Annotated in this window: 17 protein-coding genes and 1 pseudogene; 11 read left to right on the forward strand and 7 right to left on the reverse strand. The window is 73.7% G+C overall.

Annotated elements, in window-relative coordinates; all coding sequences use genetic code 11:
* Positions 1–39 precede the first annotated feature (39 nt).
* On the forward strand, positions 40–1,830 hold the full coding sequence (locus ACGFIG_RS26145) for an extracellular solute-binding protein (protein WP_393007172.1): 1,791 nt from the start codon (positions 40–42) through the stop codon (positions 1,828–1,830).
* A gap of 41 nt (positions 1,831–1,871) precedes the next feature.
* Here ACGFIG_RS26145 and gdhA read toward each other — a convergent pair whose 3' ends face one another.
* Positions 1,872–3,209 carry an NADP-specific glutamate dehydrogenase gene (gdhA, locus tag ACGFIG_RS26150; protein ID WP_393007174.1) on the reverse strand — a complete coding sequence of 446 codons (1,338 nt, stop codon included), beginning with the start codon at positions 3,207–3,209 and terminating at the stop codon, positions 1,872–1,874.
* 112 nt (positions 3,210–3,321) lie between these two features.
* On the opposite strand from gdhA, the gene ACGFIG_RS26155 reads away from it, so the two are divergent.
* Positions 3,322–3,642 carry a MazG-like family protein gene (locus ACGFIG_RS26155; RefSeq protein ID WP_393007176.1) on the forward strand — a complete coding sequence of 107 codons (321 nt, stop codon included), beginning with the start codon at positions 3,322–3,324 and terminating at the stop codon, positions 3,640–3,642.
* 55 nt (positions 3,643–3,697) lie between these two features.
* Here the strand turns inward: ACGFIG_RS26155 and ACGFIG_RS26160 are convergent.
* Positions 3,698–4,369 (reverse strand): annotated as a pseudogene (locus ACGFIG_RS26160) (FAD-dependent oxidoreductase); the annotation flags it as partial.
* Positions 4,370–4,499: 130 nt separating this feature from the next.
* On the opposite strand from ACGFIG_RS26160, the gene ACGFIG_RS26165 reads away from it, so the two are divergent.
* Together ACGFIG_RS26165 and ACGFIG_RS26170 are read left to right on the forward strand one after the other, a co-directional pair.
* Positions 4,500–5,087 carry a helix-turn-helix domain-containing protein gene (locus tag ACGFIG_RS26165; RefSeq protein WP_393007178.1) on the forward strand — a complete coding sequence of 196 codons (588 nt, stop codon included), beginning with the start codon at positions 4,500–4,502 and terminating at the stop codon, positions 5,085–5,087.
* Between the two features lie 92 nt (positions 5,088–5,179).
* Positions 5,180–5,599, forward strand: a complete 420-nt coding sequence (locus tag ACGFIG_RS26170; protein ID WP_393007180.1) for a protein-tyrosine phosphatase family protein — start codon at positions 5,180–5,182, stop codon at positions 5,597–5,599.
* Between the two features lie 51 nt (positions 5,600–5,650).
* On the opposite strand, the gene ACGFIG_RS26175 is transcribed toward ACGFIG_RS26170, so the two are convergent.
* The gene (locus tag ACGFIG_RS26175) at positions 5,651–7,924 is read right to left on the reverse strand and encodes an ATP-binding cassette domain-containing protein (RefSeq protein ID WP_393007182.1); all 2,274 of its coding nucleotides are present in this window, start codon (positions 7,922–7,924) and stop codon (positions 5,651–5,653) included.
* 177 nt (positions 7,925–8,101) lie between these two features.
* Between ACGFIG_RS26175 and ACGFIG_RS26180 the strand changes: the two genes are divergently transcribed.
* Complete coding sequence (locus ACGFIG_RS26180) at positions 8,102–8,842, forward strand: MerR family transcriptional regulator (RefSeq protein WP_393007184.1); 741 nt, start codon at positions 8,102–8,104, stop codon at positions 8,840–8,842.
* 1 nt (position 8,843) lies between these two features.
* On the opposite strand, the gene ACGFIG_RS26185 is transcribed toward ACGFIG_RS26180, so the two are convergent.
* The 3 genes from ACGFIG_RS26185 to ACGFIG_RS26195 form a co-directional block, all read right to left on the reverse strand.
* Entirely contained in the window at positions 8,844–9,575 is a 732-nt protein-coding gene (locus ACGFIG_RS26185) for a class I SAM-dependent methyltransferase (protein WP_393007186.1), read from the reverse strand.
* Between the two features lie 122 nt (positions 9,576–9,697).
* Entirely contained in the window at positions 9,698–10,492 is a 795-nt protein-coding gene (locus tag ACGFIG_RS26190; protein WP_393007188.1) for a YwiC-like family protein, read from the reverse strand.
* Positions 10,489–10,821, reverse strand: coding sequence for a cupin domain-containing protein (locus ACGFIG_RS26195; RefSeq protein WP_393007190.1), 333 nt, complete (start codon positions 10,819–10,821; stop codon positions 10,489–10,491). The genes ACGFIG_RS26190 and ACGFIG_RS26195 overlap by 4 nt, the downstream gene beginning before the upstream one ends.
* A 273-nt stretch (positions 10,822–11,094) precedes the next feature.
* Between ACGFIG_RS26195 and ACGFIG_RS26200 the strand changes: the two genes are divergently transcribed.
* Together ACGFIG_RS26200 and ACGFIG_RS26205 are read left to right on the forward strand one after the other, a co-directional pair.
* Entirely contained in the window at positions 11,095–12,465 is a 1,371-nt protein-coding gene (locus ACGFIG_RS26200; RefSeq protein ID WP_393007192.1) for a D-alanyl-D-alanine carboxypeptidase family protein, read from the forward strand.
* Between the two features lie 100 nt (positions 12,466–12,565).
* Complete coding sequence (locus ACGFIG_RS26205; RefSeq protein WP_393007194.1) at positions 12,566–13,384, forward strand: peptidylprolyl isomerase; 819 nt, start codon at positions 12,566–12,568, stop codon at positions 13,382–13,384.
* A gap of 86 nt (positions 13,385–13,470) precedes the next feature.
* On the opposite strand, the gene ACGFIG_RS26210 is transcribed toward ACGFIG_RS26205, so the two are convergent.
* Positions 13,471–14,493 (reverse strand): LacI family DNA-binding transcriptional regulator, encoded by a 1,023-nt coding sequence (locus ACGFIG_RS26210; protein WP_393007196.1) that lies wholly within the window; start codon positions 14,491–14,493, stop codon positions 13,471–13,473.
* Positions 14,494–14,730: 237 nt separating this feature from the next.
* Here ACGFIG_RS26210 and ACGFIG_RS26215 point away from each other — a divergent pair, with 237 nt between their 5' ends.
* The 4 genes from ACGFIG_RS26215 to ACGFIG_RS26230 are packed head-to-tail and all read left to right on the forward strand — an operon-like array spanning position 14,731 to position 20,172.
* Positions 14,731–16,029 carry an ABC transporter substrate-binding protein gene (locus tag ACGFIG_RS26215; RefSeq protein WP_393007198.1) on the forward strand — a complete coding sequence of 433 codons (1,299 nt, stop codon included), beginning with the start codon at positions 14,731–14,733 and terminating at the stop codon, positions 16,027–16,029.
* A gap of 8 nt (positions 16,030–16,037) precedes the next feature.
* Positions 16,038–16,979 carry a carbohydrate ABC transporter permease gene (locus tag ACGFIG_RS26220; RefSeq protein WP_393007200.1) on the forward strand — a complete coding sequence of 314 codons (942 nt, stop codon included), beginning with the start codon at positions 16,038–16,040 and terminating at the stop codon, positions 16,977–16,979.
* Complete coding sequence (locus ACGFIG_RS26225; RefSeq protein ID WP_393007202.1) at positions 16,976–17,797, forward strand: carbohydrate ABC transporter permease; 822 nt, start codon at positions 16,976–16,978, stop codon at positions 17,795–17,797. Before ACGFIG_RS26220 ends, ACGFIG_RS26225 begins: the two co-directional genes overlap by 4 nt.
* Complete coding sequence (locus ACGFIG_RS26230; protein WP_393007204.1) at positions 17,794–20,172, forward strand: beta-glucosidase; 2,379 nt, start codon at positions 17,794–17,796, stop codon at positions 20,170–20,172. The genes ACGFIG_RS26225 and ACGFIG_RS26230 overlap by 4 nt, the downstream gene beginning before the upstream one ends.

Consider the following 20,172-nt stretch of genomic DNA (forward strand, 5'->3'; position numbering starts at 1 on the left):
GTTGACTGCCATCAGTCGACCCGCCGAGGAGGACGTCCCATGGCCCCAGCCCCGTCGCGCGCACGACAGTGGTTGCCCTACACCGCCGCCGTCACCGCCGGGCTGGTGGTCATCGCCGGGGCGTTCGTGCTCGTGAGGCAACGGGACGCGGGCACCGACCGGCCCCGGGCCGACTGCGCCGTCCGCCTGGACGTCAACTCCTCGACCGAGAAGGCGGCGTTGCTGGTCGAGCTGGCCGAGCGGTACAACGACAGCGGCCGGTCGCTCGACGACGGCAGCTGCGCCCAGGTGCACGTCAGTGCGCTGAACTCCGGCAAGGCCGCCGAGACGCTGGCCGCCGGCTGGCGCGGCACCGGGCTGCCCGAGCCGCAGGTCTGGCTGCCGACGTCGAGCCTCTGGACCGGTCAGCTCCAGCTGCTCGACCGGGCCGCCGGGCGGGCGCCGCAGACCCCGGACCAGTACCCGTCGATCGCCAACAGCCCGCTGGTCATCGCCATGCCGCAGCCCAAGGGCGAGCTGGTACGCCAGCGCGGGCCGATGGGCTGGGGGGAGGTCCTCGGCCTCTCGGGGCGGCAGGGCTGGGCGGGCTTCGGCCGGCCGGAGTGGGGTCGCTTCACGTTCGGCAAGGACAACCCGAACCTCTCCACCTCGGGGTTGGCGGCGACGATCGCCACCTACTACGCCGCCGCGAACCGCTCCAGCGACCTGACCCGCGCCGACCTGTCGGACCCGAAGGTGACCCGGTTCGTCCGGCAGATCGAGGCCAACGTGTCGCACTACAGCGACGACTCGGTGGACCTGCTGCGCGACCTCGCCGAGGCCGACCTGGCCGGTGGGGGCGCCGGCACCGGCGACATGAGCGCCATCGTGATGCAGGAGGAGCTGGTCCACCTCTACAACGAGGGCGGGCTGAGCCCCCGGCAGGAGGGCCAGGAACGGGGCACCCGGCCGAAGGTTCCGCTGGTCGCCGTCCACCCGAAGGAGGGCACCTTCAACCTGGACCACCCGTTCGTGGTGCTGCCGTCCGCCGACGAACGTCAGCGCGTGGCGGCGGCCGACTTCCTGAAGTTCCTGACCGAGGACACCCAGCAGGAGAGCTTCGCCCGCCTCGGCTTCCGTGACCACGAGCGGCGGGCCTCGGCGCAGCTGCTCGCCAGCGTCGGCGCCGAGCCCGCCGGCGGGTTGACCTACTTCGCGCCGCCGAACCCGGCGGTGGTCGAGGCGATGCTGGACGGCTGGAGCACGCTGCGCAAGAAGGCCAACATCCTGATCGCGCTGGACACGTCCGGATCGATGGAGGCCCCCGTCGGCGACCGCACCCGCTTCCAGGTCGCCTCGGCGGCGGCGGCGAAGGGGCTCGCGCTGCTCAACTCCGAGGACCGGGTCGGGCTCTGGTCGTTCTCGTCCGAGACGTCGAAGCGGCCCAACGGCCCGTACCGGGAGGAGGTCCGGCTCGGCGAGTTCGACCAGAAACGGCTCACCAGCCGGATCGCCGGCCTGCACGTCGCGGGCGACACCGCGCTCTACGCGACGGTCCGCGCCGCCCACCGGGAGGTGCTCGACCGCTACGACCCGCAGCGGATCAACGCCGTCGTCGTGCTGACCGACGGCAAGAACGAGTACAGCCGGGACAACGACCTGGCCCGGCTGCTCGCCGACGTCACCCTCGACCCGAAGCGCCCGGTCAAGGTCTTCTGCATCGCCTTCGACCGGGAGTCCGACTTCGCCACCCTGGACCGCATCGCCAAGGCGTCGGCGGGCAAGGCGTTCGACGCCACCGACCCCGCCATGATCGACGAGGCGTTCGTGAAGCTGGTCAGCAGCTTCTGAACCTGCCGGGGCCGGGCGACGCGACGGACCGCGTCGCCCGGTCAGATCACGCCGTGCGCCAGCATCGCCTCGGCCACCCGGCGGAACCCGTCGATGTTCGCCCCGGCCACGTAGTCGCCGGGCAGCCCGTACTCCTCCGCGGTGCTCCAGCAGCGGTCGTGGATGTCCCGCATGATCTCGCGCAGCCGCTGCTCCGACTCGGCGAACGTCCACGACTCCCGGCTGGCGTTCTGCTGCATCTCGAGCGCGCTCACCGCCACGCCGCCGGCGTTGGCCGCCTTGCCCGGCGCGAACCGCACCCCGGCCCGGCCGAGGATGCGTACCGCTTCGGGCGTGGTGGGCATGTTCGCGCCCTCCACCACCGCGACGCAGCCGCCGGCGGCGAGCGCCGCGGCCTCCGCGCCGCCGATCTCGTTCTGCGTCGCGCACGGCAGCGCCAGCTCGCAGGGCACCTCCCAGACGGTACGACCGGAGACCGCCACCGCGTGCGGCACGTGCCGGGCGTAGTCGTCGAGCCTGGCCCGGCGCTGCTCCTTCAGCTCCCTGAGCAGCTCCAGGTCGATGCCCTTGTCGTCGAGCACGTAGCCGGACGAGTCGGAGCAGGCGACCACCCGCCCGCCGAGCTGGTGCACCTTCTCGATCGCGTAGATCGCCACGTTGCCGGAGCCGGAGACCACCACCCGCTTGCCCTCCAGGCTGTCCCCGGCCTGCCGGAGCATCTCGTCGGCGAAGAAGACCGCCCCGTAGCCGGTCGCCTCGCGGCGCACCTGCGCGCCCCCGTACGCCAGGCCCTTGCCGGTGAACACCCCCGACTCGTACCGGTTGGTGATCCGCTTGTACTGGCCGAACAGGTAGCCGATCTCGCGGCCGCCCACGCCGATGTCCCCGGCCGGCACGTCGGTCTCCGCGCCGATGTGCCGGTACAGCTCGGTCATGAAGCTCTGGCAGAACCGCATGACCTCCCGGTCCGAGCGCCCCTTCGGATCGAAGTCCGAGCCGCCCTTGCCGCCACCGATCGACAGCCCGGTCAGCGCGTTCTTGAAGATCTGCTCGAAGCCGAGGAACTTCACGATCCCGAGGTAGACCGACGGGTGGAAGCGCAGCCCGCCCTTGAACGGGCCGAGCGCGCTGTTGAACTCCACCCGGAAGCCCCGGTTGACCTGGATCCGGCCGCGGTCGTCCTCCCACGGCACGCGGAAGATGACCTGCCGCTCCGGTTCGCAGATCCGCTCGATGATCTGCGCCTCGCTGTACTCGGGGTGTCGGGCCAGCGCCGGGCCGATGCTCTCCAGCACCTCGCGTACCGCCTGGTGGAACTCAGGCTCACCCGGATTGCGGGCGACCACGCTGGTGAACACCGTCTCCACGGTTTCCGGCATACCGACACGTCCCTTCGTTTGCGCTGGTAGCCCTGTTGCTATCACCCATGCCGGCTTACCCGCCAACTGTCCCGCGATACGGACCGTAACCCTGGTCCGGTTCACTGGTCCCGTGGACGACACGATCTGGGACGCGGTGCGGGCCTCGCGCGGCTGGCTGGACGCCGCCAACGGCACCGGAGAGACCGAAATGACCTGCCGGATCCTCAAACTCACCGAGGAGGCGGGGGAGGCGGCCGGTGCCTGGATCGGCCTGCTCGGCCAGAACCCGCGCAAGGGGGTCACGCACAGCCGGGAGGACGTGGCGGCGGAGCTGGCGGACGTGGCGTTCACCGCGCTGGTCGCGATCGAGAGCCTCGGGCTGGACGCCCGTGCCGTGCTCGGCGCGTGCGCCGGGAAGGTCCGTGCCCGCGTCGGGCCGCCGCCGGACTGAGCCGGCCCCGCCCGCCGACCACGCGTCGTCCGCCCGCCGACGGCCCGTCGTGGCGTCACAGACCGTGATGTCGATCACCCACCGGTTCGCGCAGCGCTGCCCCGGAGCGCGCGGAGAACGGGTCGCGGCGGGCGGCCACTGCCCGTCGGGTCTCCTCGGCGACGAGATCGGCGTTGATCTGGGCCGCGACGACCACGCCGGCCGCCGCGGCGGCACCGACCTGGGCCGCCGGGTCCGTGACGTTGCCCGCCACCCACACCCCGGGCACGTCGGTGCGGCCCGTCGGGTCGGCGGGGACGTGCTCGCCGACCCCCGCCGGGTGTTCGGTCGCCGTGAGCCCGAGGGCCGCGAGGAAACCCGCGCGCGCCACCATCCGGGACGACACGACCAGCGCGGCGCGGCCGGCCACCGTGCCGTCGCCCAGCCGTACGCCCACGAGGCGGTCCCCGACGACCTCCAGGGCCGCGACCTCGCCGTCGACCACGCGGATCTCCCGGGCCGCCAGCTGTTCCTCCTGCTCGTCGGAGAGCGCCATGGTGTGCCGGAAGTACGTGACGTCGGCGCTCAACTGCCGGAACAGCAGTGCCTGGTGCACCGAGAACGGCCCGCTGGCCAGTACGCCGATGGCCCGGTCGCGGACCTCCCACCCGTGGCAGTACGGGCAGTGCAGCACGTCGGTGCCCCACCGCTCCCGCAGCCCCGGGACGTCCGGCAGCTCGTCCACCAGCCACCGCCGATCACCACCACGTCGTAGCCGTCATCCAGCCGATCGGTCACTGTGACCACCTCCCGCGACCACCCTGCGGTCGCGACGGGCGTGGTGGCAAACATTGTTGCCGAAGTGGCAAGATGGCGGCATGGGTGACGAACTGGACCAGACGCTCGGCGCGGTCGGGCCCCGGCTGCGCGCGCTGCGCCGGCAGCGGGAGACCACCCTTGCCGACCTGTCGGCGGCGACCGGCATCTCGGTGAGCACGCTGTCGCGGCTGGAGTCCGGTGTCCGCCGGCCGACCCTCGAACTGCTGCTCCCGCTGGCCAGGGCGCACGGCGTCACGCTCGACGAACTCGTCGACGCCCCCTCCACCGGGGATCCGCGCATCCACCTGCGCCCGGTCACCCGCCACGGGATGACCATGCTGCCGCTGACCCGCCGGCCCGGCGGCATCCAGGCGTACAAGCTGGTGATCCCGGGCGGCGACCGCAGGGCGGAGCCCGATCCGCAGACCCACGAGGGCTACGAGTGGCTCTACGTGCTCAACGGGCGGCTGCGGGTCGTCCTCGGCGACCAGGACCTCGTGCTGACGCCGGGGGAGGCGGCGGAGTTCGACACCCGCGTACCGCACTGGTTCGGGTCGGCCGACGCCGAGCCGGTGGAGTTCCTCAGCCTCTTCGGCCGACAGGGCGAACGCGCCCACCTGCGTGCCCGCCCCAGAGCCGAACCCTGACCCCCCTCGCGCCTTCCGCGCGCCCCGCCCCCCGATCCTCGGGGGTGCGGGCGGGGCGGCGGGGGAGCGGGGGCAGACGGAAGGATGAGGGGATGAGTGAGGTACGGGTGTGGGGCGAGCAGACGGGGGTCGTCGCACTCCCCAGCGGGGCGCGGGTGCGGGGACGACGCATCGCGGACGAGGCGTCACCCGCCGACTTCGCCCTGCTGCTGGCGCCCGGGCCGACGCCAGCCTGGCCGCACCGGCGGATCCGGTGGCCCGACTTCTGGGTTCCCGTCGACCGGGCGGACGCGATCGACGCCCTGACCGAGGCCCTGCGCCGCGCCCACGACGGCGAACGCGTCGAGGTGGCCTGCCGGGGCGGCACCGGGCGTACGGGCACGGCGCTGGCGGCGTTGGCGATCCTCGACGGGCTGCCGCCCGAGCGGGCGGTGGACTGGGTACGCGCCACCTACCGGCCGCGGGCCGTGGAGACGCCCTGGCAGCGTCGCTGGCTGCGCCGCCTCACCTGACCCGCCGCCACCTGGCACCCGCAGTCGGCGGTGCCCGGCCGGTGCGGCGGCTCAACGGGAGACGTACTCGCGCAGGTGCCGGGCGGTCAGCGTGTCGCCGTGGGCGACCAGATCGGCCGGCGTGCCGGTGAAGACGATCCGGCCACCGTCGTGCCCCGCCCCCGGGCCGAGGTCGATCAGCCAGTCGGCGTGCGCCATGACCGCCTGGTGGTGCTCGATGACGACGACGGTGTTGCCGGCGTCGACCAGCCGGTCCAGCAGGGCCAGCAGTTGGTCCACGTCGGCCAGGTGCAGGCCGGTGGTCGGCTCGTCGAGCACGTACGTGTTTCCGCGCTCGGCCATCCGGATGGCCAGCTTGAGCCGCTGCCGCTCGCCGCCGGAGAGCGTGTTGAGCGGCTGGCCCAGGGTGAGGTAGCCGAGCCCGACGTCGACCAGCCGGTCCAGGATCGCCCGGGCGGCGCCGCCGGAGAAGAAGTCCCGCGCCTCGGTGGCCGACATCGCGAGCACCTCGCTGATGTTCTTCCCGCGCAGCCGGTAGGTGAGCACCTCGTCGGTGAAGCGCCGCCCCTCGCAGCGCTCGCAGACCGAGGCGACACCGGCCATCATCGCCAGGTCGGTGTAGACGAGGCCGATGCCCTTGCAGGTCGGGCAGGCCCCCTCGGAGTTGGCGCTGAACAGCGCGGCCTTGACCCCGTTGGCCTTGGCGAAGGCGGTGCGGATCGGGTCCAGCAGGCCGGTGTAGGTGGCCGGGTTGCTGCGCCGGGAGCCCCGGATCGGCGACTGGTCGACGACCACCACGCCGTCGCGGCGGTGCAGCGAACCGTGGATGAGCGAGCTCTTGCCCGAGCCGGCCACCCCGGTGACCACGGTCAGCACCCCGAGTGGGACGTCGACGTCGACGTCGCGCAGGTTGTGCAGGTCGGCGCCGCGGATCGGCAACTGGCCGGACGGCCGGCGTACGTGCTCGCGCAGGCGTACCCGATGGTCGAGGTGCCGGCCGGTGAGGGTGTCGGAGCGGCGCAGGCCGGCGACGTCACCGGTGAAGCAGATCCGGCCGCCGGCCGTGCCGGCCCCGGGCCCGAGGTCGACCACGTGGTCGGCGATGGCGATCGTCTCGGGCTTGTGCTCCACGACGAGCACCGTGTTGCCCTTGTCGCGCAGCCGCAGCAGCAGGTCGTTCATCCGGGCGATGTCGTGCGGGTGCAGGCCGACGGTCGGTTCGTCGAAGACGTACGTGACGTCGGAGAGGCTGGAGCCGAGGTGCCGGACCATCTTCACCCGTTGCGCCTCGCCGCCGGAGAGCGTGGCGGACTCGCGGTCCAGGCTGAGGTAGCCCAGGCCGATCTCGACCAACGAGTCGAGCAGGTCGCGCAGGTTGCCGACCAGCGGGGCGACCGACGGGTCGTCGATCGCGCGGACGAAGCCGGCCAGGTCGCTGATCTGCATCGCCGAGCACTCCGCGATGTTGCGCCCGGCGATCCGGGCCGACAGCGCCGCCTGGTTGAGCCGGGCCCCGCCGCAGTCGGCGCAGGTGGCGAAGGTGACCGCCCGGTCGACGAAGGCGCGGATGTGCGCCTGCATCGACTCCCGGTCCCTGCTCAGGTAGAGCCGGCGGACCTTGACGATCAGGCCCTCGTACGTCCAGTTGTTGCCGCCCACCTTGATCTTCGTGGCCGGCTTGTGGAGGAAGTCCTCCCACTGCTGCGGCGTGAAGTCCTGGAGCTTGGTGTCGGGGTCGAACAGCCCGGAGTGGACGATGTTCTGCCAGTACCACGAGTCGACGGCGAAGTTCGGCACCTTGATCGCGCCGTCGTTGAGCGAGCGCTCCACGTCGACCAACTCACCGACGTCGAGGTCGGAGACCCGCCCGAGCCCCTCGCAGGTCGGGCACATGCCCTCGGCCAGGTTGAAGCTGAACGCGCCGGCCCCACCGACGTACGGGGTGCCGAGCCGGCTGAAGACGATCCGCAGCATCGCGTACGCGTCGGTGGCGGTGCCGACGGTGGAGCGCGAGTTCGCGCCCATCCGCTCCTGGTCGACGACGATGGCCGCGCTCAGGTTGCGTAGCGAGTCGACGTCGGGGCGGCTCAGGTTCGGCATGAACGACTGGAGGAAGGCGCTGTAGGTCTCGTTGATCATGCGCTGCGACTCGGCGGCGATGGTTCCGAAGACCAGGGACGACTTGCCGGAGCCGGAGACGCCGGTGAAGACGGTCAGCCGGCGCTTGGGGATGTCGACCGAGACGGAGGCGAGGTTGTTCTCCCGGGCGCCGCGTACCTCGATCATGTCGTGGCTGTCGGCGGCGGACCGTGCTGGCTGCTGCATGCGAACCCTTCGCGAGATCGTGGGCGCAGTTCCGCCCGAGGTGCATCTACGGTGGCCAGGCCGCCTTCAATCGTCTCATTGGAGCTCCCGTGGAGGGTTTTGCCTCATTGGGCTGGGATGACTGCCCGAAGCAGGGCTGAAAGTCTCAAACCACGTGGAGTCGGCTAGGGTGGCCGGGTGGGGGATTCGGGAGCGCGGGCCGGACGGTGGCGGGGGGCGCAGGTCGCGGCGACCGCCGGCATCTCCGTCCAGCAGGTGCGCAACTACGTCGACCTCGGCGTGCTGCCGCCGGTCGAGCGCACCCCCGCCGGGTACCGCGTCTTCACCGACGAGCACGTGCGGGCGCTCGCGGTGGTCCGGCGGCTGGCCGAGGGGCACGGCTGGGCGCGTACCCGGGAGATCATGGTCGCGGTGCACCGGGGCGACCTGGCGGCGGCGCTGGCGACGCTCGACGCCGGCCACGCCGAGCTGGACCGGGAGCGGGCCGACATCCGGCGGGTGCTCGGCGCCTTCGAGACCGTGGTGGCCAGCCCGGCCGCCGTCCTGCCGGCGCCCCGGCGCGGGGCGCGCATCGGCGAGGTCGCCGACCTGGTCGGCGTCCGCACCTCGAAGCTGCGGCTGTGGGAGCAGCGCGGCCTGCTCCGGCCGGTCCGCGAGCGCGGCACCGGCTACCGGGTGTACGACGCGGCCGAGGTGCGCGCCGCGCAGGTCGTCGCGCTGCTGCGCCGGGGGGCGTACCCGTTCGACATCGTCGCGGCCGTGCTGGCCGAGATGCGTACCACCGGCAGCGCCCAGCGGGTCCACGCTGAGCTGGGCAGGCGGGAGCAGGAGCTGCACGGGCGCAGCCTGCGGCGGCTGCGCGCCTCGGCGGCCCTGTACGACTACCTGCGCCACCTCGACCCGGCCCTGCCGGGGTGACTCAGCGCAGCACCAGCAGGTCGAGGTGGTCGACGACCGGGCCGGTGACCGCGTCGGCGGCGGCGGCCCGGAGCCGGGCCAGGCCGGCGGCGTACTCCTCATCGGTGATCAACTGGAGCGGGGTGTGGGCCCGGCGGTCGAGACGCTCGGCGACCTCGGCCAGCGACGCCGCCGTGGTCTGCGCGACGGGCTCGACCGTGCTGACGGTGAACCCGGCCGCGGCGAACGTCGCGCGTACCCGCGCCAGGCCGGGGTAGGTGTCGAGGACCCGTACGGCCTCGGGGAACCAGCGGAACAGCGTGATCCGGTGGTGCCGGCCGGGGAACGGCGAGCGGATCAGCACGGGGGCGCCCGGCCGGAGCACCCGGCGCAGCTCGCGCGCCGCGGCGTCGAGGTCGGTGACGTGGTGGATCATGGTGGACAGCCACGCCGCGTCCGCCGTGCCGTCGCGCAGCGGCAGCGCCACGGCGTCGCCGGCGAGTAGCGGCCGGTGGGTGGCGCGCGACCGCATCGCCCCGGCGGGCTCCACGCCCACCACCCGGACGCCGAACCAGTCGGTGAAGGCGGTGGCCCAGGCGCCGGTGCCGGCTCCGACGTCGAGCACGGTGGCGCCGGGGCGCGGGCGCAGGTGCTGCTGCACGGCGTGCCGCCACCGCTCCAGGCCGCTGCGCGGCAGTTCCCGGGTCGCGGCGAAGGCCGCCGCGTCGGTGTCGTCGTACGGGATCAGCGCCACGGCCATCACCTCGCCACCGTCGCCGGGAGGTCCGGGCGATCGTCCCCCGGTTCTAGTCGGCGCGGCAGGCGGGAGGCAACGGCTTGTGAGCCATCCGACGCGGGCGGCCCGCGCCGGCACGGTCAGAGCGTCACCGCCGCCAGCACCAGCAGGGCGCACGCCGTCTCGACCAACCCCACCCGTACCGGCGCGACCCGGCGTCCGGCGAGCAACAGCGCTCGGGCGAGCAGCAGCGCGAAGACGACGGCGACCGGCACCGACGCCCAGAGCAGCGCGGCGACGGCGGCGACGACGTGGTACGCCCACGACACCCACCGGTACCGGACGTTGTCCCGCTCCCGGATCATCGTCTTGACGTGCAGGACGCTCCCGACCAGGTAGCCCAGCACCACCACCGTCACCCCGGCCACGCTGGTCCACGGCATCCCGGCGACCGTGGCGACCACGGGACCGAGCAGCCCGCACTGCGCCACGAAGGCCAGGTCGTTGCCGAACGCCCGGTCCCGGCGCCGGCGCGCGTAACCGGCGTTGACAGCGGCGAGGACCGCGTAGAGCGGGGCGTAGGCCAGGATCGCGGGCCGGGCCACCAGCACCGGCGCGGCCAGCGCGACCGTGGCGAGGCCGTACCCGACGAGCTGCGGCCGTACCCGGCGCAACCGCCCGGTCTTGACCGCCTGCAACCCGAAGTACGACAGCGGGTACGCGGCGAACGCGGCTCCGAGCAGGGGCAGGTGCAGCGGGTGCGGGCCGGTGGCGGTCAACGCCGCCAGGACGGGCAGCAGGAGCATCGCCCACGCTCCGTGCTGTGGCGGCACCCACCCCGGCGACCGGCCCCGGGGACGACCGGAGGTGCCCGTCGTGGGCCGCCCGGCCGGGCCGGCTACCGGGCGGCGACGGTGGGCCGGGACGGTGGTCACGGCCGTGGCGTCACGGTGAGCAGGACGGCGGCGTCGGTGACGGCGTGCAGCGCGTGCCGCAGCGGCGGGATGACCACGAGGTCGCCGGCATCGCCCTCCCAGGACTCGTCACCGGCGACCAGACGTACCCGACCCACGAGCACCTGCAGCGTCGCCTCACCCGGGCTGTCGTGCTCGTCGAGAGACCGGCCGCCCCGCAGGGCCAGCAGGGTCTGCCGCAGCCGACGGTCCCGGCCCGCGTGCAGGGAACGGGCACTGCGTCCGCTGGCGGCCTCCCGGGCGGCGTCGAGCTGCTCGTCGGCGAAACGGGTCAGCGAGAGGGCTTCCATGGTCGTCCCTTCGTCGGTGTCGTCCGGCCCGCGCTGCGGGGTCGTCGCCGTGGACGGCTTCCGCCGCGCAAACCGGAAGATCGTCTACCGCTTTCAGTTCCCAGCTTCCGTCCCGGTGCTGCCCGGCGGCAGGGCCGTTGGTCCCGAAGCCGCCGTGGCCCGTGCCGCAGCCGTCCGGGCGGGGGTGAGCGACGCAGTGCCGGGGGCCTTTCCGACCCCCGGGCCTGGCGAACCCGGCCCGCACCCCGAACCGGGCCGACTAGGGTGCGGGACATGAAGGTTCGGCTGCTGGCGGCCACGGCGGCCGCCGCCCTCCTCGGCGCCGGCGCACCTGTCCCCGCCGCCGGTCCCGCCGCCTCCGCGCCGGCCACGCCCGCCCCGGTTCCGGCGGCACCCGTCCCGGTCGCGCCCGGCTCGGTGCAGGCCGTGCCCGGCTCCGCTCGGGTCGCGCCCGGTGCCGCCGCGCCCGGTGCCGCCGGGTCCGGCGTGGCCACGCCCGTGACCGGCGTCGTGCCCCCCGCACCCTGCCCGAAGGCGTCCGCGCCGCCGGTGTCGCGGCCACCGCGCCCGTCGCCGCCACCGGCAGTGCCGCAGGAGCGGGCCGTGGGCGGCCCCGCGCTGGACACCGCCGGCCTGGTCGTCCCGGCGGGGGCCGCCCGCCCGCCGGCGGTCACCGCGACCTCGTGGCTGGTCGCCGACCTGGACAGCGGTCAGGTGCTGGGCGGCTGCGGGCCGCACGAGTACGGCACCCCGGCCAGCGTGCAGAAGCTGCTGCTGGCGGCCACCATGCTGCCCCGGCTCGACCCGCAGCAGGTCGTCACCGTCACCGACGGGGACATGGACATCGAACCGGGCTCCTCGGCCGTCGGCCTCGTCGCCGGCGGACGGTACCGGATCGAGACCGTCTGGCTCGGGCTGCTGCTGCAGTCCGGCAACGAGGCGGCCAACGTGCTGGCCCGCCTCGGCGGCGGGTCGGGCGGGATGGCCGGCGGCGTACGGGCGATGAACGAGGAGGCGCACCGCCTCGGCGCCCTCCAGACGCACGCGGTCACCCCCTCCGGGCTCGACGGACGGGGCCAGTTCACCAGCGCGTACGACCTGGCGCTGATCGCCCGGGCCTGCTTCGCCGACCCGACGTTCCGCCGGTACGCGCTGACCGAGACGCACCGCATTCCCGCCCAGCCGGCGCAGCGGACCAAGGGCTTCGAGATCCAGAACGAGAACCAGCTCGTCCATCGCTACCCGGGCGCGCTCGGCGGCAAGACCGGCTTCACCGACCTGGCCCGGCACACCTACGTCGGGGCGGCCCAGCGGGACGGGCGGCGGCTCGTGGTCACACTGCTCGGCGCCGAGCCGCAGCCGGCCCGGGGCTGGGAGCAGGGTGCCGCCCTGCTCGACTGGGGCTTCTCGCTGCCCCGCGGGTCCGCCGTCGGCCGACTGGTCGAGCCGGGGGAGCTGACCGCGTCGGCGACCCCCTCGCCGCCCCCGCTCGCCGCCTCCGGCGTCCCGCGTCCGGCCGCGGCCAGCGGTCCGTTCGGGGGCGGGCTGATCGCGCGCTGGCCGGTTGCCGCGGCCGTGGCGGCGGCGGTCGCGCTGCTGGGGACCGCGCTGCTCTGGCGTCGGCGCGTGGCACGGGGCCGGTAGGACGGGCGCTGCCCGACGCGCAGGCGGGGCGGATCGACAACCGACGACGGGATCCATAGACTCCGGTCTTTCTGGCGTCGTCAGTCCAGGGAGGATCCCCGTGTCGAGCGAACCCCGACCGCACCCCGTCCCGCCGTCGATCGGGGCACCCCGCCGGCCGGCCCGTACGCTGACCCGCCTCGCCGGGGTGGCCTTGGTCGCGGGGGCGCTGGTCACCGGTGGTGGCGCCGCCGCGGTCGCCGCGCCCGGCGGGTCCCCGGCCGATGCCGCCACCGCCCGGGTGACGCCCGGCCCGTGCGCCTACACCGAGACGCCCGAGGACCCGGCCGCCCGGCCGGTCCCGCTGCCGCCAGACCCGCGGCGCACCCCCGACCGGGGCACCGTGCGGGTCACGTTGCGGACCAACCAGGGGCCGATCGGGTTGACCCTCGACCGGGAGGCGGCCCCCTGCACCGTGCAGAGTTTCCTGCACCTGGTGCGCCACCGCTTCTACGACCGGACCTCGTGTCACCGGCTCACCGCGTACCCGACGCTGCGGGTGCTCCAGTGCGGCGACCCCTCCGGCACCGGCTCCGGTGGCCCCGGCTACCGCTACGCCGACGAGCTGCCCACCGACCTGCCGCCGGCGCCGACCGACCCGACCGGGGTGCGCCGGCTCTACGCCCGGGGCACGCTCGCCATGGCCAACGCGGGCCCCGACACCAACGGCAGCCAGTTCTTCCTGGTCCAGGGGGATTCGGCGCTGCGCCCCAACTACACGGTCTTCGGCTCGGTCGACGCGGCCGGCCTGGCCACCCTCGACCGGATCGCCGCCGGCGGCATCGCCCCCACCGTCGAGGATCCCGCGCCCGTGGACGGTGCGCCCGCCCTGCCGGTCGACATCCGGAAGGCGGCCCGGCACCACCACCCGCACCGCTGAGCCCCGAAGGCCCGGTGGTCGTGCCGGCGGCGTCGGACCGGAACTTCCGGAACCTTATCGGGAGCGCCGCGGAGCCGCGCCGGCCCTCACGGCCGGCGCGGCTCCGCCGTGCTGTCGCGGACGACCAGGTTGGTGGCGAGTTCCACCCGGGGGGAGTCGATGGCCTCGCCCTGCGCCAGCCGCAGCACGGTGCGGGCGGCCACCCGGCCCATCTCCACCAGTGGCTGCCGGACGGTGGTCAGCGGCGGTGAGGCCCAGCGGGCCTCGGGCAGGTCGTCGAAGCCCACGACGCTGACGTCGTCGGGGATCCGCAGCCCCCGGCGCCGGACGGCCTCGTAGACGCCGAAGGCCATCTGGTCGCTGGCCGCGAAGATGGCCGTCGGCGGGTCGTCGAGGTCGAGCAGCGCCGTGCCGGCGGCGAAGCCCGAGGCGTGGTAGAAGTCGCCGGGCTGCACCAGCCTCTCCTCCACCGGCGCGCCGGCCGCCTCCAGCCCGGCCCGGTGCCCGTCGAGACGGGCCCTGCTGCACAGCAGGTGCGCCGGCCCCGCGACGAAGCCGATCCGCCGGTGCCCGAGCGACAGCAGGTGCTCGGTCGCGGCCAGCCCGCCGGCCCAGTTGGTGGCCCCGACCGTGGGCACGTCGGTGGCGGGCACGCCGGCCGGGTCGACGACGACCACGGGCACGTTGAGGCGGCGCAGCTGCGCGTGCAGCGGCGGGCTCAGGTGCGAGGTCACGAAGATGACGCCGTCGGTGGCGCGGGCCCGCAGGTTCTGCAGCCACTGCCGGGCGGCGGTCGACTGGCGGTGTATCGCGGAGACCACGGTGCCGACGCCCGCGCCGTGCCCGACGTCCTCGACCCCCCGCAGGATCTCCACCGCCCACGGGCTGTCCAGGTCGTTGAAGACGAGGTCGAGCAGGCCGGCACGGCTGACCGTACGGCTGCCCCGACGTTGGTAGCCGTGCTGGCGCAGCAGCTCCTCCACCCGCTCGCGGGTGCCGGGGGCCACGTCCGAGCGCCCGTTGAGCACCCGGGACACGGTCGGCACCGAGACCCCGGCCTCCCGCGCGATGGCGGTGATGGTGATCCTGCGCCCGTCGTCGCCGTCCACCCGCGTCTCCTTCACCGGTCGGAGGACCGACCGTACCCGTGACCACCGAAAAACGTCCGGAACGGCGGGGCCGCTCCACCGGCCCATCTTGCCCCACGATCGGGGGTTGACGACACGGCAGGTCGGTTCTAGCGTTCGGACGAGTTACGGAAGTATTCCGGAAACTTGTCGGACACCTTTCGGTCGTCGCGCCGGCGGCGACGTCCCCCACCACACCCCCACCACGAGAGGTCGATCATGACTGTACGAACGCGGCTCGCCCGCGTCGTCGCGCTCGGCGCCGCCCTGGCCCTGGCGTTGCCACTTACCGCCTGCGGCGACGGTGACTCGGCCGCCGGCCCGGACGAGATCCGAATCCTGGTGTACGGCGACGCCACCAACAAGGTCGAGAAGCAGCTCGTCGACACGTTCAACAAGACGTCGAAGGTCAAGGCGGTGCTGGACACCATCCCGGGCGCCGACTACCAGACCAAGCTCCAGACCATCATCAACACCAAGCAGGCGCCGGACGTCTTCTTCAACTGGGGCGGCGGCAGCATCACCCCGTTCATCAAGGCCGACCTGCTGCTGCCGCTCGACGACATGATCGCCAAGGACCCGGGGCTCAAGCAGAACTTCCTGCCCTCGGTCTTCAACACCGCCACGGTCGACGGCAAGGCGTACGGGGTGCCGATGCGCGGCACGCAGCCGGTGCTGCTGTTCCACAACAAGAAGGTCCTCGCCGACGCCGGCCTCACCCCGCCGAAGACGTGGGACGACCTGCTGGCCGCCGTGCGGACCCTCAAGGGCAAGGGGATCACCCCGATCGCCCTCGGCGGCGGCGACAAGTGGCCGACCCAGATGTGGTACCAGTACCTCTACGACCGGGTGGCCGGGCCCGAGCTGTTCGCCAAGGCGCTCGGCGGCGACAAGAGCGCCTGGGAGAGCCCGGAGAGCCGCCGCGCCCTGGAACTGCTGCGACAGCTGACCGACGCGGGCGCGTTCGGCACCAACTTCGACTCGGTCAAGTTCACCGACGGCGGCTCGCCCACGCTGCTGTCCAGCGGCAAGGCCGGCTTCGAGCTGATGGGCTCCTGGAACTACTCGACCCACAACGACGCCAACCCGACCTTCGCCGCCGAGGGCCTCGGCTGGAGCGCCTTCCCGAGCGTCCCGGGCGGCAAGGGCGACCCGCGCAACGTGGTGGGCAACACCAACAACTTCTACTCGGTGCTGAAGAAGACCAAGCACCCCGACGCGGTGGCCGAGTTCCTCAAGCTCCAGTACTCCGACGAGTTCGTCCAGGCGCAGCTGTCCATCGGCAACCTGCCGACCACGACCAACACCGAGAAGTTCCTCGACGGCGCCACCAACCCGGACTACCTGAAGTACCAGTTCACCCTGGTCAAGGAAGCCCCGAGCTTCCAGCTCTCCTGGGACCAGGCGTACCCGCCGGCCGCGACCACGACCATCCACCAGGCGGTGCAGCAGTACTGCAACGGCCGGATGGACGCCGCCGGCTTCATCAAGGCCATGCAGTCCCTGCAGGCGGGCTGAGCGCGGCCATGTCCACCACCACCCTCGCCGCCCCCACCGTGACGGAGCAGCGACGGGCCCGACGAAGCCCGGGCGGCCCCACCCTCAGCCGCCCGGGCTTCGCCTGGGCCCTCCCCGCGACCCTGTTCTTCGGGCTGTTCGCGCTCGCCCCGCTGGTCCTCGTGGTCGTGCTCAGCTTCACCAGCTGGGCGGGCCTCGGCTCACCCGAGTACGTCGGGCTGGACAACTGGCAGCGACTGGCCCGCGATCCCGTCATGATCAACAGTCTCTGGCTGAGTGTCCTGCTCACCGCCCTCGGTGTGCTGGTGCAGACGCCGCTGAGCCTGCTGATCGGGGTGTGGGCGGCCGGGCCGCAGCGCAACCGGGCCGTACTGTCCGCCGTCTTCTTCCTGCCGCTGCTGCTGTCGGCGACCGCCGTGTCGGTGCTGTGGCGGGCGCTGCTCGACCCGAACTTCGGCGTGCCCGGTCAGGCCCCGTGGCTGTTCGGCGACGGCAACCTCTTCGGCAGCCGGACGGGCGCGATCGCCGTGCTGGTCTTCGTCAGCAGCTGGCAGTTCATCCCGTTCCACGCGCTGATCTACCAGGGCGCGGCCCGCGCCGTGCCGGCGGTGCTCTACCAGGCCGCCGAGGTCGACGGCGCCGGTCGGTGGGGACAGTTCCGCCACGTGACCCTGCCGCAGCTGCGCAACGCCATGATCACGTCAGTGGTCCTCATGGTGGTCGGCGGGCTCACCACGTTCGACAGCGTGCTGATCCTCACCCAGGGCGGGCCGGGCACCGACACCACCATCACCGCCTACCACATGTACGAGCAGGCGTTCCGCAGCTTCGACTTCGGCGCCGGCGCGGCCATCGCCCTGATCCTCGTCGTCGTCGCCACCCTCATCTCGCTGATCGTGGTCCGGGTCTCCGGCTACGACAGGATGCGCTCCACGATGGAGGGCCTGTGAAGCGACACCGTCCGAACTGGCTGGCCGGGATCGCCGCCACGGCCTGGCTGCTCCTGATCGGCCTGCCGATCTACGTCATGGTGGCGATCACCGTGCAGACCCGCGAGGGGTACGGCCGCAACGGCCCCATCGCCCTGCCCGACACCTTCACCCTGGACAACTACACCGGCGCCTTCGACGAGGGCTTCGGCCGCTACCTGTTCAACACCCTCGTGGTGACGGCGAGCGTGGTGGCCATCGTGCTGCTGCTCGTGCCGCCGTTGGCGTACGCCATCGTGCGCAGCCGCAGCCGGCTCACCTCCGGCGTGTTCCGGCTGTTCCTGCTGGGCCTGGCGATCCCGGCGCAGGCGGTCATCGTGCCGATCTTCTACCTGATCAGCAAGGCGGGGCTCTACGACAACCTCGTCGGCGTCATCCTGCCCACCGCCGCCTTCTGCCTGCCGGTGTGCGCGCTGATCCTCAGCGGCGTCATGCGCGACATCACCCCCGACCTGTACGAGGCGATGGCGATCGACGGCGCCAGCCCCGCCCGGGTGTTCCGCCAGCTGGTGCTGCCGCTGTCGCGCGGCGGGATCGCCACGATCGCCGTCTTCTCCGCCCTCCAGGCGTGGAACGGCTTCCTGTTCCCGCTGATCCTCACCCAGTCCGACTCCACCAAGGTGATCACCCTCGGCCTCTACAACTTCCAGACGCAGTACGGGATCAACATTCCCGGCCTGCTCGCCGCGGTCGTGCTGTCGATGGTGCCCGTCCTGCTCGTCTATCTGTTCGCCCGGCGGGCCCTGGTGCAGGGGCTGATGGGCGTCGGAGGAAAGTGACCGACAACGTGACCCTCGACATCGCCACCGGCGCCGCGACCTGGACCGACCCGACCCTCGACCTCGAGACCCGGGTCGACGCCCTGGTCGCCGCGATGACCCTGCCGGAGAAGGTGGCACAGCTCTACGGCGTCTGGGTCGGCGCCGCCGCCGACGGGGGAGAGGTCGCGCCGTACCAGCACGACATGGAGGAACCGGTCGACCTGGACGACCTGCTGGACGTCGGCCTCGGCCAGCTCACCCGGCCGTTCGGGACCGCGCCCGTCGACCCCGCGCTCGGTGCGCTGTCACTGCTGCGGACCCAGCAGCGCGTCGCCGCCGCGAACCGGTTCGGCATCCCGGCGATGGCGCACGAGGAGTGCCTGGCCGGCTTCGCCGCCTGGGGCGCCACCGCGTATCCCGTTCCGCTGTCCTGGGGGGCCACCTTCGACCCGGAGCTGATCGGGCGGATGGCCGCCGTCATCGGCGCCGACCTGCGCCGCGTCGGCGTGCACCAGGGGCTCGCGCCGGTGCTCGACGTGGTGCGCGACGCGCGCTGGGGACGGGTGGAGGAGACGATCGGCGAGGACCCCTACCTGGTGGGCACCATCGCCACCGCGTACGTGCGGGGCCTGGAGTCCGCCGGGGTGGTGGCCACCCTCAAGCACTTCGCCGGCTACTCCGCGTCCCGGGGCGGGCGCAACCTGGGCCCGGTGCCGATGGGCCCCCGCGAGCGTGCCGACGTGATCCTCCCGCCGTTCGAGATGGCCGTACGCGAGGGCGGCGCGCGGTCGGTGATGCACGCCTACACCGACACCGACGGGATGCCGTCGGCGGCCGACGAGCAGCTGCTGACCGGCCTGCTCCGCGACGCCTGGGGCTTCCCGGGCACCGTGGTGGCCGACTACTTCGGCATCGCCTTCCTGCACACCCTGCACGGGGTGGCCGGCGACTGGGCCGAGGCGGCGGCCGAGGCCCTGGCCGCCGGCGTGGACGTCGAGCTGCCCACGGTGAAGACGTTCGGCGAGCCGCTGCGTGCGGCGCTCGCGGCCGGCGCGGTGCCGGAGGCGCTGATCGACCGGGCGGTGCGCCGGGTGCTGACGCAGAAGGCGCAGCTCGGGCTCCTCGACGCCGACTGGACCCCGGTGCCGGCCGCGCTGGCCGGCGCCGACCTGTCCGACCCGGACGCGCTGCGCGGCACCGTCGACCTGGATCCGCCGGCCAACCGGGCGCTGGCCCGCGAGGTCGCCGAGCGTTCCGTGGTGCTGCTGGCCAACGACGGCATCCTGCCGCTGCGCCGGCCGGCCCGCATCGCGCTGGTCGGGCCGCAGGCGGAGAGCCCCACGGCGGTGCTGGGCTGCTACTCGTTCCCCGCCCACGTCGGATCCCGCCACCCCGAGGTGCCCGTGGGCATCGAGCTGCCCACCCTGGCGGCGGCGCTGCGCGCCGAGTTCCCCGACAGCGTCGTGGTCACCGTGGCCGGGGTCTCCGTCGACGGCGACGACACCGGCGGGGTGCCGGCGGCGGTCGAGGCGGCGCGGGGCGCGGACGTGGTCGTCGCCGCGCTCGGCGACCGGGCGGGCCTGTTCGGCCGGGGCACGAGCGGCGAGGGCTGCGACGCCGAGTCGCTGGCCCTGCCCGGGGCGCAGCAGCACCTGCTCGACGCGCTGCTGGACACCGGCACGCCCGTGGTGGTGACGCTGCTCGCCGGGCGCCCGTACGCGCTGGGCCGGGCGGTGACCGAGGCGGCGGCGATCGTGCAGTCGTTCTTCCCCGGCGAGGAGGGCACCCCGGCGATCGCGGGCGTGCTCGGCGGCCGGGTCACCCCGCAGGGGCGGCTGCCGGTCAGCGTGCCCCGCGGGCCGGGCGCGCAGCCCACCACCTACCTGTCGGCCCGACTGGGCCAGGCCAGCGACGTCTCCAACGTCGACCCGACCCCGGCGTACGGCTTCGGGCACGGCCTGGGCTACACCACGTTCGACTGGTCGGGCCTGGTGCTCGACGAGCCGCTCGCGGCGACCGACGGGGAGCTGCGGCTGCACTTCACGGTGCGCAACACCGGCTCCCGGTGGGGCAGCGAGGTGGTGCAGGTGTACGCCCACGACCCGGTGGCCTCGGTGGTCCAGCCGGTGCAGCGGCTGGTCGGCTACCTGCGGGTGCCGTTGGAGGCGGGCGCGGCCTGCCGGGTCGACCTGGCCGTGCCGGCCGACCTGTTCGCCTTCACGGGGCGCGACGGGCGACGGGTCGTGGAGCCGGGGGAGCTGGAGCTGCGGCTGGCGGCGTCCAGCACGGACCACCGGCTCGTGGCGGCGGTCGCGCTGCGTGGTCCGGCCCGGCACGTCGACCACACCCGGCGGCTGCACCCCCGCTTCGCCGTCACGCCGTCGGCCGGCTGA

Source organism: Micromonospora sp. NPDC049048 (genome assembly GCF_043197615.1).
In the GTDB taxonomy this organism is placed as follows: domain Bacteria; phylum Actinomycetota; class Actinomycetes; order Mycobacteriales; family Micromonosporaceae; genus Micromonospora.

Excerpts from the sequence above, each read along its gene's own strand:
- ACGFIG_RS26200 (WP_393007192.1), top strand. The coding sequence starts at position 11,095 with ATGAAGGTTCGGCTGCTGGCGGCCACGGCGGCCGCCGCCCTCCTCGGC.
- ACGFIG_RS26165 (WP_393007178.1), top strand. The coding sequence starts at position 4,500 with ATGGGTGACGAACTGGACCAGACGCTCGGCGCGGTCGGGCCCCGGCTG.
- ACGFIG_RS26145 (WP_393007172.1), top strand. The coding sequence starts at position 40 with ATGGCCCCAGCCCCGTCGCGCGCACGACAGTGGTTGCCCTACACCGCC.
- ACGFIG_RS26215 (WP_393007198.1), top strand. The coding sequence starts at position 14,731 with ATGACTGTACGAACGCGGCTCGCCCGCGTCGTCGCGCTCGGCGCCGCC.
- ACGFIG_RS26220 (WP_393007200.1), top strand. The coding sequence starts at position 16,038 with ATGTCCACCACCACCCTCGCCGCCCCCACCGTGACGGAGCAGCGACGG.
- gdhA (WP_393007174.1), bottom strand. The coding sequence starts at position 3,209 with ATGCCGGAAACCGTGGAGACGGTGTTCACCAGCGTGGTCGCCCGCAAT.
- ACGFIG_RS26195 (WP_393007190.1), bottom strand. The coding sequence starts at position 10,821 with ATGGAAGCCCTCTCGCTGACCCGTTTCGCCGACGAGCAGCTCGACGCC.
- ACGFIG_RS26175 (WP_393007182.1), bottom strand. The coding sequence starts at position 7,924 with ATGCAGCAGCCAGCACGGTCCGCCGCCGACAGCCACGACATGATCGAG.
- ACGFIG_RS26170 (WP_393007180.1), top strand. The coding sequence starts at position 5,180 with ATGAGTGAGGTACGGGTGTGGGGCGAGCAGACGGGGGTCGTCGCACTC.